Raw genomic sequence first — 14686 nt, 5'->3', positions numbered from 1 at the left:
CCAAAAATGTGATTAAGTTCAAGGTTGAACCTAACTTTGAGTAATATATCTGTTAATTTTTATTCGATTAGTAGATATGAAAAAGGCTGCTTTAATAAGCAGCCTTTGATTCTATTTACTTGCGATTATCTATCAGTAATCACTAGTAGTTTGGCTTAGTCATCGCCGCGCCAGCTTTGTTCGACGCAGCCTGGCTGCCTGCACCTTTCGATACAAAACGCTCAGTGCGGAACGGAGCTGCAATCACTTCAATCTCTTTGATCTCTTGAGGACCAGGAGCTTTAGTCATTGGTGAACCGGCTTGTTTCTTAGCAACTGCTGCCTTTGGTGCCGCTTTAGGAGCTTCTGCTTTTACGACAGGTGCTTCTTCAACTTTTGCACTTTCAGCTTTAGGAGCTTCAACTGCTTTTGTTGGCTCAACCACAGCAGTTTCAACAACTGGTGCTTCAACTACGACTTCTTCTGCTTTCACAGTTTCAACCGGAGCTTCAACTTTTTGTGCTTCTGCAACTACAGCAGGAGTCTCAGTTACTTGAGCTTCAACAGCAGCATCTTCACGGCGGATGATAACTTTACCCATTGCAAGTTCAGGACATGCGAAACCGCCTGCCATTACTACTGTGCTTTGTGGTGCCGTCTCGAGAGCAACATTCTGATCTTGAACAGATGTTTGAGCTTCAGCTGCTACTTGAACTTCAGTCACTTCAGGTTTTGCCTGCTTGTGGTGAGGTTTTGGAATGAAGCGAGGCATCACTTTACCCATAGCCATCTCAGGAGAAGCTACACCACCTTTACGTAGGCGGAATGGGTTAGGGCGACGATCACGACCGCGACGACGACGCTGACCACTTGCACGTAGGTGACGTGGAGAACGACGGTTACGACGTTGTTTCGGCTCTTCCTGTTCAGTTTGCTCTGCATTCGCTTGAGTTGCTTCTACTTGTTCCGCAACTTTTTGCTCTTGAGCTACTGACTGTTCTTTTGAAACAGATAGTTCTTTAGCAACAACTTGTTCTTTTGAAGCGTTATCTTCAGCTTGAGCTTGTTGGTCTTTAACACGAACTTGCTTGTTCAGTTTACGACGCTGACGACGCTCTTTAATCTTAGCTGCTTTCGCTTCAGGTTTAGCCTTAGGCGCTTCCGGTTTTCCTGCTTGTGCTTCTGCCGCTAGCTGTAGACCCTCTTCTGCTAATTTAGATGGAGCTTGCTCTTCGCGTTGCTTCTGCTCATCACGTGGCTTGTTGCGACGGTCTTGCTTTGGCTTACGAGGCTGACGAGTTTGCTGTGGAGCTGTTTCTTTTTGCTCTTCAGGCTTCTCATCACGAACTGGCTTACGACGGCGCTTGTTGTCGCGGTTTTCGTTACGATTATCACCACGTTCACCACGTTGGTTACGACGACGGTTATCGTTACGATCACGGCGTTGACGGTTGCCGTTGTTGCGATTGTTCTTAGGTTTTTCTTCTTCTTTCTTCTCTTCTTCTTTCTTCTCTTCTTGAGTTGAAGAGCCGAATAAGAAGCTACCGATAGCTTTGAAGAAACGACCAATTAGACCTGGTTCTTGAGTCGCTGCTGGCTCAGCTTTCTTCTCTTCTACAGCTTTAGGTGCTGGAGCAGGAGTTGGTGCTGATTGAGCAGGAGCTGCAAAGCCTTTCAGAGCAGGTTCTTCGATCTTCTTAGGACGAATAGTCTGTTCAGCTGGCTCTTTGCTTTCCGCTTCTTTTAGAGCTTCTAGCTTGTTCGGCAGCAAGTAAGACAGTAGATCGAACTCTTCACCTTCACGAACACGGATAACCTCAAAATGCGGCGTTTCCATGTCTGAGTTAGGAACAACAGTGATCTTAACTTCTTGGTTCTTCTCGATGTGGTTTACTGAGCGACGTTTTTCGTTCAGAAGGTAAGAAGCGATTGGCACAGGCACAACTGCAAGTACTTGCGCTGTGTTGTCTTTCAGAGCTTCTTCTTCGATCAAACGTAGAACAGACAGTGCTAGAGATTCGTTATCACGAACAACACCAGTACCTGTACAACGAGGACAAATGTGGTGGCTTGCTTCTGCTAGTGATGGGCTCAAACGTTGACGAGACATCTCTAGAAGACCAAAGCGAGAAATACGACCAATCTGAACACGTGCGCGATCTAAACGAACGGCATCACGTAGACGGCTTTCTACTTCACGTTGGTGGCGAACCGGAGTCATATCGATGAAGTCGATTACAACAAGACCACCTAGGTCACGTAGACGTAATTGACGTGCAATTTCATCGGCAGCTTCTAGGTTAGTGTTAAGTGCTGTTTCTTCAATATCGCCGCCCTTTGTTGCACGAGCAGAGTTGATATCGATAGAAGTCAGTGCTTCTGTTGGGTCGATTACGATAGAACCACCAGATGGAAGGCGAACTTCACGTTGGAAAGCAGATTCGATCTGGCTTTCAATCTGGTAATGGCTGAATAGTGGTACTTCACCATCGTATTTCTTAACGCGATTCATGAAATCTGGGCGTATTAATTGAATGTGCGCTTGTGCACGTTCAAAAATAGTATTGCTGTCGATTAGAATCTCGCCAATATCACGACGTAGGTAGTCACGAATCGCACGAACGATAACGTTACTCTCTTGGTGAATTAGGAAAGGAGCCGCATTTGAATCAGAAGCTTGCTTGATAGCGCCCCAGTGATTCAATAGAACATTCAGGTCCCACTCTAGCTCTTCTGCACTTTTACCAACACCCGCTGTACGCACGATTAGGCCCATACCTTGAGGAAGCTCAAGAGTGCTTAATGCTGCTTTCAGTTGAGTGCGTTCATCACCTTCGATACGGCGAGAAATACCGCCAGCACGAGGGTTATTAGGCATAAGAACTAAGTAACTACCAGCCAAAGAGATGAAAGTTGTCAGTGCAGCACCTTTGCTACCACGTTCTTCTTTCTCTACTTGCACGATTACTTCTTGGCCTTCTTTTAGCACTTCTTTAATGCTAGGACGGCCTTGGTATGTATAACCTTCAGGGAAGTATTCGCGGGCAATTTCTTTAAGAGGGAGGAAACCGTGACGTTCTGCTCCGTAATCAACGAATGCCGCTTCTAGGCTTGGTTCAATACGGGTAATACGTCCTTTGTAGATATTCGCTTTCTTTGACTCGTGACCTGGACTTTCGATATCTAGATCGAACAGTCGCTGGCCATCAACCAAAGCGACACGCAACTCTTCTTTTTGAGTTGCGTTAATTAACATTCTTTTCATTTAGAAATTCTCATTGTCTTTTCTTATTTTCATCATTGTTCTTATCGCTTTATTTCGTTTCTCATGGTGCCAGATCCCATGGCTTTATCGGTGCAGCCTCCCGGCTGGAGAGGGATGCTCTGGGGCACGTCAGTCATCATAGGGAGTTAGCCTATGATCCGCGATGTGGCGGTGAATACTCAACATGAGCGTACGTGAGTAGAGCGATAAGGAACTCAGTTGACCGTGTCTTACGCCGATTGCAGCACTGTCTAATCTGAGTTATCTACTCATTTACTTGCTTATGAATGGTTAGCTGTTTAAATAATAGTCAAACCACTGATAGCAGCTGTGAACTATAGCAGCGGTCGGTAAACACAGCAATCTGCTTTGTCGGAATGCTGTAAAAAAAACAGTTTTTGTTTGGGTTTTGATAGCTCTAACTCACTGTCTATAAATAATTTATCAATTGATATTTTAATTTGCAGGAATCTTGGTGCTTTTTTGTTCGAAGAATCAAAGAAATATAGAACTTCATTGAGCATTTGAGGATAGATCGGCAGGGATTATGAATAAATAAGTTCGGAATAGAGCTAAGAAAATCTCAATTATCAAAAGTGACAGTGATACAATAGCCCAATGAGCGAAATTAGAACCCAAGTCCAATTCGTCGACATTGACGAAGATATGGCTGGTCAGCGTATTGATAACTTCTTACGCAACCAATTAAAAAACATCCCGAAAAGCATGATTTACCGAATCGTGCGTAAAGGCGAAGTCCGCGTTAACAAAAAACGTATCAAGGCTGAGTACAAACTAAAAGCTGGCGATTTAGTTCGTATCCCTCCAGTTACTATTGAAGAGAAAACAGAAGAGAACGTGCCAAGCACGAAACTCAACAAGGTCTCAGAATTAGAACAGTGCATCATTTATGAAGATGATCACATGCTGATTCTAAACAAACCTTCGGGTACTGCCGTTCATGGTGGCAGTGGGCTGAAGTTTGGCGCAATCGAAGCGTTGCGTGCACTTCGTCCTGATGCTCGTTTTCTAGAGTTAGTGCATCGTATCGATAGAGATACATCTGGTATTCTGCTTGTTGCTAAGAAGCGCTCGGCGCTAAGACACCTTCAAGCACAGTTCCGTGAAAAAACGGTTCAAAAATATTACTTCGCTTTAGTCATGGGCGAATGGAAGAACAGCTGTAAGGTTGTTAACGCTCCATTATTGAAAAATGAAGTGAACAGTATTGTTCGCGTGAACCCGAACGGTAAAGCCTCTGAGACGCGTTTTCGAGTTTTAGAAAAATTCAAAGATGCGACGTTAGTTCAAGCAAGTCCAATTACGGGGCGTACACACCAAATCCGTGTACATACTCAATATACTGGCCACCCAATTGCTTGGGATGATCGCTACGGTGATCGTCGTTTTGATGCTTACACGGGTAAGGTTGGTCTGGACCGTTTGTTCCTACACGCAGCAAACATTAAGTTCACGCACCCAGGTAGCGAAGAGAAGATGGATATCTCTGCACCAATGGAAGCAAGACTAGAAAAAGCACTGACCGGATTGCGTAAGATCTAAGAAGATACGAGATACGAGATGCGAAAGGGAACACTCTTTCAGGATTTCGTATCAGCTACCTGAAAATGACAAAGGTTGACGAATATCGTCAACCTTTTTTGTTTGTGCTTGTTGCAAGAGATCCCCAATCCGCTCGTTTCTCGCTCTTGAGGATGACGACACATTGAATTACCAATGACTAAATAACTAGAAGCCCTCAGGACTGTAATTATTATTAGTTTCCGTCATTCCCTAGACTGACGAAGGAAGGAGTAGGGAATCTCTAGCAAAGAGACAGTATCTGTTAAAGCACACTCATCCCTTGGGCACCTAACATATCGACTAAATCGATCAGTGGTAGACCGATTAGGGTGTTCGGATCTTTGCCTTCCATCTGTTTAAACAACGCGATACCTAATCCTTCACACATAAAACTGCCCGCGCAGTAATAAGGTTGTTCCTTCTCAACATAAGAGATGATCTGCTGTTCGGTTAAATCACGGAAATGCACAATGAAGGTGTCGAGACGCGTGTCAGCTTTGTTGGTCTCGCTGTTCCAAACAGAAAGGCCAGTATAGAAAGTGATGCTCTTACCGCTTTGGCGCGATAACTGCTCAATTGCTTTTTCTCGAGTATGAGGCTTACCTATGATCTCTCCATCAATAACACAAACCTGATCAGAACCAATGACCAAGCTTGGTTGTTGTACCATGCACGACTTAGCTTTGGCCTCGGCAAGGCGCATCACTAACTGTTGAGGTGTCTCTTCTGGAAGCGGCGTTTCATCGCAGTCTGGCTTGGCTGTAATGAAGCTTAACTGTAGTTTTTTGAGGATCTCTTGCCTAAATGGTGATGTAGAGGCTAAAACTAGTTGGTAATTTCTCATTTTAATTTACAATTCAAGGAAGCATTTATCTCAGGATAACGTAACTTGTCCTGCTATTCATAATGCTCTGAATAGGAAAGGCAGGAAAGTACATTTTTTTTGCCATTTCCTTTGACTAAACATGATTTGGAAGATAAGATTCGCGCCCTATGCAAAAGGAAAAAATACCGCGTACAGTTGATCCGGCAAGAACGGCTCAAAAACGACTCGATGTGAATGGTATCATTCAGGTCAGTCTTTTAAAGCGTTTAACCGAAGCAACTGAAGGCGTAAAACGTGACGCGCAAGTCTCAATGTCATTTGGGCTTGATGAACAACGATTAGTCGTTATCTCTGGTAAAGCTAACGTCGAAGTCGATTTAGAGTGTCAACGTTGTAATGAGGTTTTCGCACATGAGTGCGATGTCCAATTTACTTATACTCCTGTTTACAGTGAGAAAAGTGAAGAAGAAGCACCGGAAGAGTACGATTTGGTAGATCTGAACGAGTACGGTGAGTTAGACCTGATTCAATTAGTTGAAGACGAGTTCATCCTTGGATTGCCACAAATAGCAATGCACGACGATGCGGACTGTAGCGTTAACTCAAATAATTTGGTATTTGGTGAACTTCCTGAAGAAATTGAGGAAGATAAAAAGCCGAATCCATTTGATGTTTTAAAAAGCTTAAAGAAGTAATTGCTTCTTTAAGAATTTACATAGGAGTAGGGTCAATGGCCGTACAAAAGAGCAAGAAATCACGTTCAATGCGTGGCATGCGTCGTTCACACGATGCACTAACTACAGCTGCACTTTCTGTAGACGCAACTTCAGGTGAAACTCACCTACGTCACAACGTGACTGCCGAAGGTTTCTACCGCGGCAAAAAGGTTATCAACAAGTAAGGTTGACCTTTGCAAAATCTAACCGTTGCGCTTGATGCAATGGGCGGGGACTTCGGTCCTCGTGTAACAGTGCCTGCCGCCGTGCAGGCACTGTCGTATTTCCCAGAGCTAAAAGTCATTCTCATAGGTGATCGAAACGCGATCACATCTCAATTATCTTCATTAGGTCGAATGCCTGATTCTCGTTTGAGTATCCAGCATTGTGATCGAGTTATTTCCAATTCTGAAAAACCTTCACTAGCCTTACGTAATAGTCAGGGTAGCTCTATGCGTGCCGCTATCGATCTAGTTGCCGAATCACAGGCTGATGCTTGTGTGAGTGGTGGTAATACTGGCGCACTGATGGCTTTATCTCGTTTCCGACTCAAGCTCCTCCCCGGTATTGATAGACCTGCATTGGTTTCAGCTTTGCCTACCGCATCAGGGAATCGCACATGGATGCTTGATTTAGGGGCAAACGTGTCTAGTGACGCGGATTCACTCTTTCAGTTTGCTGTCATGGGCAGTGCATTAGCGGAACAACATTTAGGTCGCGCTCCACGTGTCGCTATCTTGAATATCGGTGCAGAAGAAATCAAAGGTAATGACCTTGTAAAACGATGCGCTGAAATGTTGTCGAACACTCAGTCTGTGAACTTCATAGGCTATATTGAAGGTAATCAATTACTTCAAGATGCTGCTGATGTCGTCGTATGTGATGGTTTTGTGGGCAATGTCTGCTTAAAAACGTGCGAAGGTACAGCTCAGCTCTTTATTGATAAGCTAAAAACGCGCATGATGGCTTCAACAATAAAGGGTTGGATAGCCAGAATGTTGTTTTCTGAGCTATTTACTGAATTAAAAACCTTGAACCCCGACCAGTATAACGGCGCAAGTTTGTTAGGATTGCGCGGCATTGTCATTAAAAGTCATGGAAGTGCTGATGTGTCTGCAGTCGTCAACGCGATTGGTGAAGCAGTACACGAGGTCAAACGACAAGTCCCCAGCCGCATTAGCGATCGTTTGGAAGCGGTTTTACTCGAGAGGCATTATTAGTCTTCATGTATAGCAAAATTTTAGGTACTGGCAGCTACTTGCCATCTCAGGTGCGTACAAACGCAGACTTAGAGAAAATGGTAGAGACTAGCGATGAGTGGATTGTTGCTAGAACAGGTATTAAAGAGCGTCGTATTTCAGCGGAAAACGAAACCGTTGCTGATATGGCGTTTTACGCTGCTGAAAATGCCATTGAAATGGCAGGTATCGACAAAGAAGATATTGATTTAATCATCGTTGCGACAACCAGCAGTAGCCACACATTCCCGTCTTCGGCATGTCAGGTACAAGGTAAGCTTGGTATTAAAGGCTGCCCTGCGTTTGATTTGGCTGCAGCGTGTTCTGGTTTTGTTTACGCACTGTCTGTTGCTGATCAACACATCAAGACTGGCATGTGTAAGAACGTTTTGGTAATTGGTGCGGATGCACTGTCAAAAACCTGTGATCCGACTGACCGCTCTACTATCATCCTATTTGGTGATGCAGCAGGCGCGGTGGTTGTAGGCGCAAGCGAAGAGCCAGGTATTTTGTCTACTCACATTTACTCTGACGGTAAATACGGTGAGCTTCTAAGCCTAGAAGTACCAGAGCGCGGCGGTGATGCAGACAAATGGCTGCACATGGCGGGCAACGAAGTATTTAAAGTGGCGGTAACTCAGCTTTCTAAGCTAGTTAAAGACACATTAGCTGCGAATAATATGGATAAGTCAGAGCTTGATTGGTTAGTTCCACACCAAGCGAACTACCGTATTATCTCGGCAACGGCTAAAAAGCTGACGATGTCGCTTGATCAAGTAGTTATTACCCTTGATAAGCACGGCAACACTTCAGCAGCGACCGTACCAACGGCCCTTGATGAGGCTGTTCGCGACGGGCGAATTAAGCGTGGTCAAACGCTTCTTCTTGAAGCCTTTGGTGGCGGCTTCACTTGGGGTTCTGCGTTAGTTAAATTCTAACCTCAAGCGATAATCAACAAACAAGGCACATAACTTATGTGCCTTATTCAATTTTTTGCTTTGCTTAAAGGATAATTACAATGAGCAAGTTTGCTATCGTATTCCCAGGCCAAGGCTCTCAAGCTATCGGTATGCTTGCTGACCTAGGCGAACAGTATGGTGTTGTTAAACAAACATTTGCTGAAGCTTCAGAAGCACTTGGTTACGATCTATGGGCATTGGTTCAAGATGGTCCAGTAGAAAATCTAAATGAAACTTTTCGTACTCAACCGGCTCTATTAACAGCGTCTGTTGCAATTTGGCGTGTATGGCAAGAGCTTGGTCTAGAGCAACCTGTAAACTTAGCAGGTCACAGCCTAGGCGAATACTCTGCACTCGTATGTGCGGGCGTTATCGACTTTAAAGAAGCGATCAAGCTGGTTGAACTACGTGGCCAACTGATGCAAGAAGCGGTCCCTGCTGGTGTTGGTGCAATGTACGCAATCATTGGTCTAGACGATGAAGCGATTGCTAAAGCGTGTGAAGAAGCTGCGCAAGACGAAGTTGTGTCTCCAGTTAACTTTAACTCTCCTGGCCAAGTTGTTATCGCGGGTAACAAAGCGGCAGTAGAGCGTGCTGGTGCACTTTGTAAAGAAGCGGGCGCTAAGCGTGCACTTCCGTTACCTGTTTCTGTGCCGTCTCACTGTGCACTGATGAAGCCAGCAGCAGACAAGCTAGCAGTGGCTCTAGAAGCTCTAGAGTTCAACACGCCAGCACTGCCTGTTATCAATAACGTTGATGTTATTGCTGAAACAGACCCTGCAAAAATTAAAGACGCACTTGTTCGTCAGCTATACAGCCCAGTTCGTTGGACTGAAGGTGTACAAGCGATGAACGAGCAAGGCGTTGAGAAGCTACTTGAATTAGGCCCTGGTAAAGTTCTTACTGGTCTAACAAAACGAATAGTAAAAACTATGACAGCTGCTGCAGTTAATGACACTGCATCACTAGAAGCTGCTAAGTAATAACCACTTAATAGAGAAGTTATGATGAATTTAGAAGGCAAAGTTGCACTAGTTACAGGCGCAAGCCGTGGCATCGGTCGTGCAATCGCTGAACTTTTAGTTGAGCGTGGTGCTAAAGTTATCGGTACTGCTACATCTGAAGGCGGCGCTGCTGCAATCAGCGAGTACCTTGGTGAGAACGGTAAAGGTCTTGCTCTTAATGTAACGGATACTGACTCAATTGCTGCTACACTGAAAACCATCAACGACGAATTCGGTGCGATTGACATTCTAGTTAACAACGCAGGTATCACTCGTGATAACCTACTTATGCGTATGAAAGACGACGAATGGAATGACATCATCGACACTAACCTAACGCCTATCTTCCGCATGTCTAAAGCTGTATTGCGTGGCATGATGAAGAAGCGTCAAGGTCGTATCGTAAACGTTGGTTCTGTAGTAGGTACTATGGGTAACGCTGGTCAAGCTAACTACGCAGCTGCAAAAGCTGGCGTAATTGGTTTTACTAAATCAATGGCTCGTGAAGTTGCGTCTCGTGGCGTTACAGTGAACACTGTAGCTCCTGGTTTCATCGAAACTGACATGACTAAAGCGCTAAATGATGACCAACGTGCAGCAACTTTGGCGAATGTACCAGCAGGTCGACTAGGTGACCCTCGCGAAATCGCTGAAGCTGTGGTATTTTTGGCGTCACCTGCGGCAGCTTATATCACAGGTGAAACACTTCACGTCAATGGCGGTATGTACATGGTGTAAATTATGTGCAACATTTGTGCATGATTTAAGTCAAGATCATACGTAATTTCGGTTAAAATCGTGAAAATTGTGGTTTGACCAGAAAAGTTGACCTTGCAACTTTCAATAGATTGAATAAACTACGGAAAACATCGCATAAAGCGAACTCTGTAAAGGAAAAGAAAAAATGAGCAACCTCGAAGAACGCGTAAAGAAAATCATTGTTGAACAGCTAGGTGTAGACGAAGCTGAAGTTAAAAACGAAGCTTCTTTCGTTGATGACCTAGGTGCAGATTCTCTAGACACAGTTGAGCTAGTAATGGCTCTAGAAGAAGAATTCGACACTGAAATCCCAGATGAAGAAGCTGAGAAAATTACTACTGTTCAAGCAGCTATCGATTACGTAACTAGCGCTCAGTAATAATCTCTCCCAGGCGGTCACCTCGACCGCCTGTGTTTTATCTAACTCATCTATCCTCATCTTAAATCACCTCAATCCCCGGAGTGTAAAATCGTGTCCAAGCGTCGTGTAGTTGTCACTGGCATGGGTATGTTGTCACCGGTAGGCAACACTGTAGAATCTTCTTGGAAAGCCCTGCTAGCTGGTCAAAGTGGTATCGTTAATATCGAGCACTTTGATGCAACCAATTTCTCAACTCGTTTTGCAGGTCTAGTTAAAGACTTTAACTGCGAAGAGTATATGACTAAAAAAGATGCTCGTAAGATGGACTTGTTCATCCAGTACGGCGTCGCAGCAGGTATTCAAGCTTTAGATGATTCAGCCCTAACTATTACTGAAGAAAACGCTCCACGTGTGGGTGTTGCTATCGGTTCTGGTATTGGTGGTCTTGGTTTGATCGAAGCCGGTCACCAAGCTCTAACTGAAAAAGGCCCTCGTAAGATCAGCCCGTTCTTCGTACCGTCGACGATCGTGAATATGATTGCTGGTCACATGTCTATCATGCGTGGCCTACGCGGTCCAAACATCGCGATTTCTACTGCATGTACGACTGGCCTACATAACATTGGTCACGCGGCTCGTATGATTGCATACGGCGATGCTGACGCAATGCTAGCGGGTGGTGCTGAAAAAGCATCTACACCACTAGGTATGGGCGGTTTTGGTGCGGCTAAAGCACTGTCTACTCGTAACGATGAGCCTCAAAAAGCTTCTCGTCCATGGGACAAAGGCCGTGATGGTTTCGTTCTTGGTGACGGTGCAGGCATGATGGTTCTTGAAGAGTACGAACATGCGAAAGCTCGTGGCGCTAAGATTTACTGTGAGCTAGTTGGCTTCGGTATGTCGGGTGACGCTTACCATATGACATCTCCAAGTGAAGATGGCTCAGGTGGCGCACTAGCGATGGAAGCGGCTATGCGTGATGCTGGCATTACTGGTGAACAAATCGGTTATGTTAACGCACACGGTACGTCGACTCCTGCGGGTGACGTAGCGGAAGTTAAGGGCATTAAGCGTGCTCTTGGCGAAGCAGGCAGCAAGCAAGTATTGGTTTCTTCTACGAAATCAATGACTGGTCACCTTCTAGGTGCTGCAGGTTCTGCTGAAGCTATCATCACGGCTATGTCTCTGGTTGACCAAATTGTTCCACCAACAATCAACCTAGATGATCCTGAAGAAGGCTTAGATATTGACTTAGTACCTCACACTGCGCGTGAAGTTAGCAACATGGAATATGCTGCATGTAACTCATTCGGTTTCGGTGGTACAAACGGCTGTTTGATCTTCAAAAAGATTTAATCATCTTATTAAAGACATAAACACTCGTAGATAGTCACAATTAGACTTGTTTTTAAACGGCTTGATGCTTTAGCATTGAGCCGTTTCTTTTTATGGGGAAAAACATGTTTTGGGTTGATGGAGAAAGCCAGCAAACTGTCGATATATTGGATCGCTCATTTCAGTACGGAGACGGCTGTTTTACAACCATGCTTGTAAAAGGTGGCCAGATTCAACATTTTCACGATCATCAGCATCGTGTAGATGAATGCCTGAAAGCGCTACGCATTTCTGCTCTTGATTGGGATGTTGTTAGTCCTTGGCTCGATACTGCGCTTCAACACATCCAACATAACGCTCTTCATGGCACAAAGAACCTTTCTGGCTCAAAGAAGTTCCATAACGCAAACAAACCTCATAATGAAAAAGCAGGGATTAAGCTGCACGTTAGCCGTGGAGCGGGTGGGCGTGGCTACAGCACCAAGAATATCGCTAAACCTACGGTCACCATCAGTACTTTCGATTTTCCAAGCCATTATTCAGCGTTGCAATATTCTGGTGTTGAACTCGGTGTTTGCCATCAAGCGCTAGGTTTGAGCCCACTACTTGCTGGCCATAAGCATAATAATCGTCTTGAGCAGATTTTGATGAAAGATGAAATGGACCAAGCCAATGAAGTGGATGGTGTGGTTCTTGATATTTTGGGCAATGTGATTGAAACCACAATGGCCAACTTGTTTTGGCGCAAAGGTCAGGCGATATACACACCTCAACTCACTCAAAGTGGTGTAGCAGGGGTTATGCGTAAGCAAGTGTTAACCGCGCTGAATCAAGCTGAACTTTCCGTTACAATTAGTGACTACTGCTTATCTCAACTCATGCAAGCTGATGAGGTTTTCATGACCAACTCCATTTTAGGGGTTGCCCCAGTTACCCGTATTAGTGATACCCAATTTAACATTGGAACCGTTACTCGTAGCCTTCAAGGACAACTAAACTCGTGATCAAAAAGTTATTTATTTTTATTATCTTGTGCTTAATCGCAGCTGGTGCTGCTGGTTTTTATGTTTACAACCAAGCACAAGATAACCTGAAACAAGTTATTCAATTAGAAAAACCACAAGTCGTGACTGTTGCTTCAGGTAGCAGCTTTAACCGCGTTCTAGCCCAGTTGATTAAGGAGGGGCTTTTTGAGGCTTCTCCTTACGAGAAGTTAATTCGTAAATTACACCCTGAGCTTGTAGACGTAAAAGCGGGGACTTTCCTGCTTGAACCGGGTTTAACATTAGAACAGGCACTACAAGTGCTTGTTGAGGGCAAAGAGCACCAATTCACTATTACCTTCGTTGAAGGCAGTCGCTTTGATGAATGGCTTGTCCAGCTAAAAGACAACGAATTCATTCAACAGACGTTGGACGGCGTTTCTGAAAAAGAGATCGCTGAAAAGTTGGGTATTGAAAACGAGAAGCTAGAAGGTCTTTTCTTAGCAGAAACGTATCATTACACCTACGGCACCACTGATTTAGATTTGTTGAAGCGCGCGCATCGCGACCTAATGAGCGTGGTGAATGAAGAGTGGGAAAATCGAGCGGATAAGCTTCCTCTTAAATCGCCATACGAAGCGTTAATTCTTGCGTCTATCATTGAGAAAGAGACCGCTGTTGCGTCAGAACGTGAGCGTGTCTCTTCTGTATTTGTTAACCGTCTGAACAAGCGTATGCGATTGCAAACTGACCCAACGGTTATCTACGGCATGGGTGACAGCTACGATGGCAATATCCGTAAAAAAGACTTACGCACGCCAACGCCATACAACACCTATACAATGAGTGGCTTGCCACCAACGCCGATTGCCATGGCAGGTCGAGCGTCAATTAATGCGGCTCTGAATCCAGAAAAGAGCAACTATCTCTATTTTGTCGCGAGTGGAACAGGTGGGCACGTATTTTCAAAGAGTTTGGCTGAGCACAACCGTGCAGTACGAGCTTACTTAAAACAATTAAGAAAAAACAGATAAAGAAATAATTATGAATCAGTCGAAATTTATCGTGGTTGAAGGCCTTGAAGGCGCTGGCAAAAGTACAGCGATCAATGCCATCGTTGAGACATTAAAAGCATCGGGTGTTGAGGATATTGTTAATACTCGCGAGCCGGGTGGTACTGTCTTAGCTGAAAAGATGCGTTCATTGGTTAAAGAAGAGCACGCAGGCGAGAAGCTTCAAGACATGACTGAGTTGCTGCTGATGTACGCAGCACGTGTTCAATTAGTAGAAAACGTTATCAAGCCTGCACTAGACAGTGGTCAATGGGTATTGGGTGATCGTCATGATATGTCTTCACAGGCATACCAAGGTGGTGGTCGCCAGATCGCACGCACTACTATGGAATCACTGAAAGCAACCACGCTAGGCGGCTTTAAACCCGATCTAACGCTATATTTGGACCTAGACCCTAGAGTAGGGCTAGAGCGTGCTAGAGGTCGTGGTGAGCTAGATAGAATTGAAAAGATGGATATCTCGTTTTTTGACCGTACGCGTGAGCGCTATCTAGAAATTGCAGAACAAGATGATTCTGTACTTGTGATTAACGCGCAGCAAGAAATTGAGCAAGTAGCCGCTGATATTAAAGTCGCGCTAACTGCTTGGCTCGATAAACAGTAG

The 14686-nt window shown here is 44.8% G+C and carries 14 protein-coding genes; 12 read left to right on the top strand and 2 right to left on the bottom strand.

Annotation, left to right across the window (positions count from 1 at the left end; genetic code table 11):
• Positions 1–142: 142 nt before the first annotated feature.
• On the bottom strand, positions 143–3244 hold the full coding sequence (rne, locus tag OC193_RS10705; RefSeq protein ID WP_048662077.1) for a ribonuclease E: 3102 nt from the start codon (positions 3242–3244) through the stop codon (positions 143–145).
• A 618-nt stretch (positions 3245–3862) separates the two neighbouring features.
• Between rne and rluC the strand changes: the two genes are divergently transcribed.
• Positions 3863–4807 carry a 23S rRNA pseudouridine(955/2504/2580) synthase RluC gene (gene rluC, locus OC193_RS10700; protein WP_048659718.1) on the top strand — a complete coding sequence of 315 codons (945 nt, stop codon included), beginning with the start codon at positions 3863–3865 and terminating at the stop codon, positions 4805–4807.
• 283 nt (positions 4808–5090) lie between these two features.
• Here the strand turns inward: rluC and OC193_RS10695 are convergent, their stop codons facing one another.
• Positions 5091–5672, bottom strand: coding sequence for a Maf family protein (locus tag OC193_RS10695; protein WP_048659716.1), 582 nt, complete (start codon positions 5670–5672; stop codon positions 5091–5093).
• Positions 5673–5821: 149 nt separating this feature from the next.
• Here OC193_RS10695 and yceD point away from each other — a divergent pair, with 149 nt between their 5' ends.
• From yceD to tmk, 11 genes are all read left to right on the top strand, one after another.
• Positions 5822–6349: a 23S rRNA accumulation protein YceD gene (gene yceD, locus OC193_RS10690; RefSeq protein ID WP_046222705.1), complete on the top strand. Its 528-nt coding sequence runs from the start codon at positions 5822–5824 to the stop codon at positions 6347–6349.
• A gap of 35 nt (positions 6350–6384) precedes the next feature.
• Positions 6385–6555 (top strand): 50S ribosomal protein L32, encoded by a 171-nt coding sequence (gene rpmF / locus OC193_RS10685; protein ID WP_004737376.1) that lies wholly within the window; start codon positions 6385–6387, stop codon positions 6553–6555.
• A 9-nt stretch (positions 6556–6564) separates the two neighbouring features.
• Positions 6565–7590 (top strand): phosphate acyltransferase PlsX, encoded by a 1026-nt coding sequence (gene plsX / locus OC193_RS10680; protein ID WP_017062152.1) that lies wholly within the window; start codon positions 6565–6567, stop codon positions 7588–7590.
• 5 nt (positions 7591–7595) lie between these two features.
• Positions 7596–8546: a beta-ketoacyl-ACP synthase III gene (locus OC193_RS10675; RefSeq protein ID WP_010437276.1), complete on the top strand. Its 951-nt coding sequence runs from the start codon at positions 7596–7598 to the stop codon at positions 8544–8546.
• Between the two features lie 80 nt (positions 8547–8626).
• Complete coding sequence (fabD, locus tag OC193_RS10670) at positions 8627–9550, top strand: ACP S-malonyltransferase (RefSeq protein WP_048659714.1); 924 nt, start codon at positions 8627–8629, stop codon at positions 9548–9550.
• A gap of 24 nt (positions 9551–9574) precedes the next feature.
• Positions 9575–10309, top strand: coding sequence for a 3-oxoacyl-ACP reductase FabG (gene fabG / locus OC193_RS10665; RefSeq protein ID WP_029235138.1), 735 nt, complete (start codon positions 9575–9577; stop codon positions 10307–10309).
• A 166-nt stretch (positions 10310–10475) separates the two neighbouring features.
• A complete protein-coding gene (acpP, locus tag OC193_RS10660; RefSeq protein WP_004737381.1) occupies positions 10476–10709 on the top strand; it encodes an acyl carrier protein in 234 nt (77 codons plus the stop codon).
• A 93-nt stretch (positions 10710–10802) separates the two neighbouring features.
• Positions 10803–12047, top strand: coding sequence for a beta-ketoacyl-ACP synthase II (gene fabF, locus OC193_RS10655; protein ID WP_019821243.1), 1245 nt, complete (start codon positions 10803–10805; stop codon positions 12045–12047).
• A gap of 104 nt (positions 12048–12151) precedes the next feature.
• Positions 12152–13030, top strand: coding sequence for an aminodeoxychorismate lyase (gene pabC, locus OC193_RS10650; RefSeq protein WP_048662078.1), 879 nt, complete (start codon positions 12152–12154; stop codon positions 13028–13030).
• On the top strand, positions 13027–14043 hold the full coding sequence (gene mltG, locus OC193_RS10645) for an endolytic transglycosylase MltG (RefSeq protein WP_048662079.1): 1017 nt from the start codon (positions 13027–13029) through the stop codon (positions 14041–14043). The genes pabC and mltG overlap by 4 nt, the downstream gene beginning before the upstream one ends.
• Positions 14044–14053: 10 nt before the next feature.
• The gene (gene tmk, locus OC193_RS10640; protein ID WP_048659711.1) at positions 14054–14686 is read left to right on the top strand and encodes a dTMP kinase; all 633 of its coding nucleotides are present in this window, start codon (positions 14054–14056) and stop codon (positions 14684–14686) included.

Source organism: Vibrio crassostreae (assembly GCF_024347415.1).
Taxonomy (GTDB): Bacteria; Pseudomonadota; Gammaproteobacteria; order Enterobacterales; family Vibrionaceae; genus Vibrio; species Vibrio crassostreae.
This window is presented reverse-complemented; position numbering and strand designations above follow the sequence as displayed.

Excerpts from the sequence above, each read along its gene's own strand:
- rne (WP_048662077.1), bottom strand. The coding sequence starts at position 3,244 with ATGAAAAGAATGTTAATTAACGCAACTCAAAAAGAAGAGTTGCGTGTC.
- rluC (WP_048659718.1), top strand. The coding sequence starts at position 3,863 with ATGAGCGAAATTAGAACCCAAGTCCAATTCGTCGACATTGACGAAGAT.
- OC193_RS10695 (WP_048659716.1), bottom strand. The coding sequence starts at position 5,672 with ATGAGAAATTACCAACTAGTTTTAGCCTCTACATCACCATTTAGGCAA.
- yceD (WP_046222705.1), top strand. The coding sequence starts at position 5,822 with ATGCAAAAGGAAAAAATACCGCGTACAGTTGATCCGGCAAGAACGGCT.
- rpmF (WP_004737376.1), top strand. The coding sequence starts at position 6,385 with ATGGCCGTACAAAAGAGCAAGAAATCACGTTCAATGCGTGGCATGCGT.
- OC193_RS10675 (WP_010437276.1), top strand. The coding sequence starts at position 7,596 with ATGTATAGCAAAATTTTAGGTACTGGCAGCTACTTGCCATCTCAGGTG.
- fabD (WP_048659714.1), top strand. The coding sequence starts at position 8,627 with ATGAGCAAGTTTGCTATCGTATTCCCAGGCCAAGGCTCTCAAGCTATC.
- fabG (WP_029235138.1), top strand. The coding sequence starts at position 9,575 with ATGAATTTAGAAGGCAAAGTTGCACTAGTTACAGGCGCAAGCCGTGGC.
- acpP (WP_004737381.1), top strand. The coding sequence starts at position 10,476 with ATGAGCAACCTCGAAGAACGCGTAAAGAAAATCATTGTTGAACAGCTA.
- pabC (WP_048662078.1), top strand. The coding sequence starts at position 12,152 with ATGTTTTGGGTTGATGGAGAAAGCCAGCAAACTGTCGATATATTGGAT.
- tmk (WP_048659711.1), top strand. The coding sequence starts at position 14,054 with ATGAATCAGTCGAAATTTATCGTGGTTGAAGGCCTTGAAGGCGCTGGC.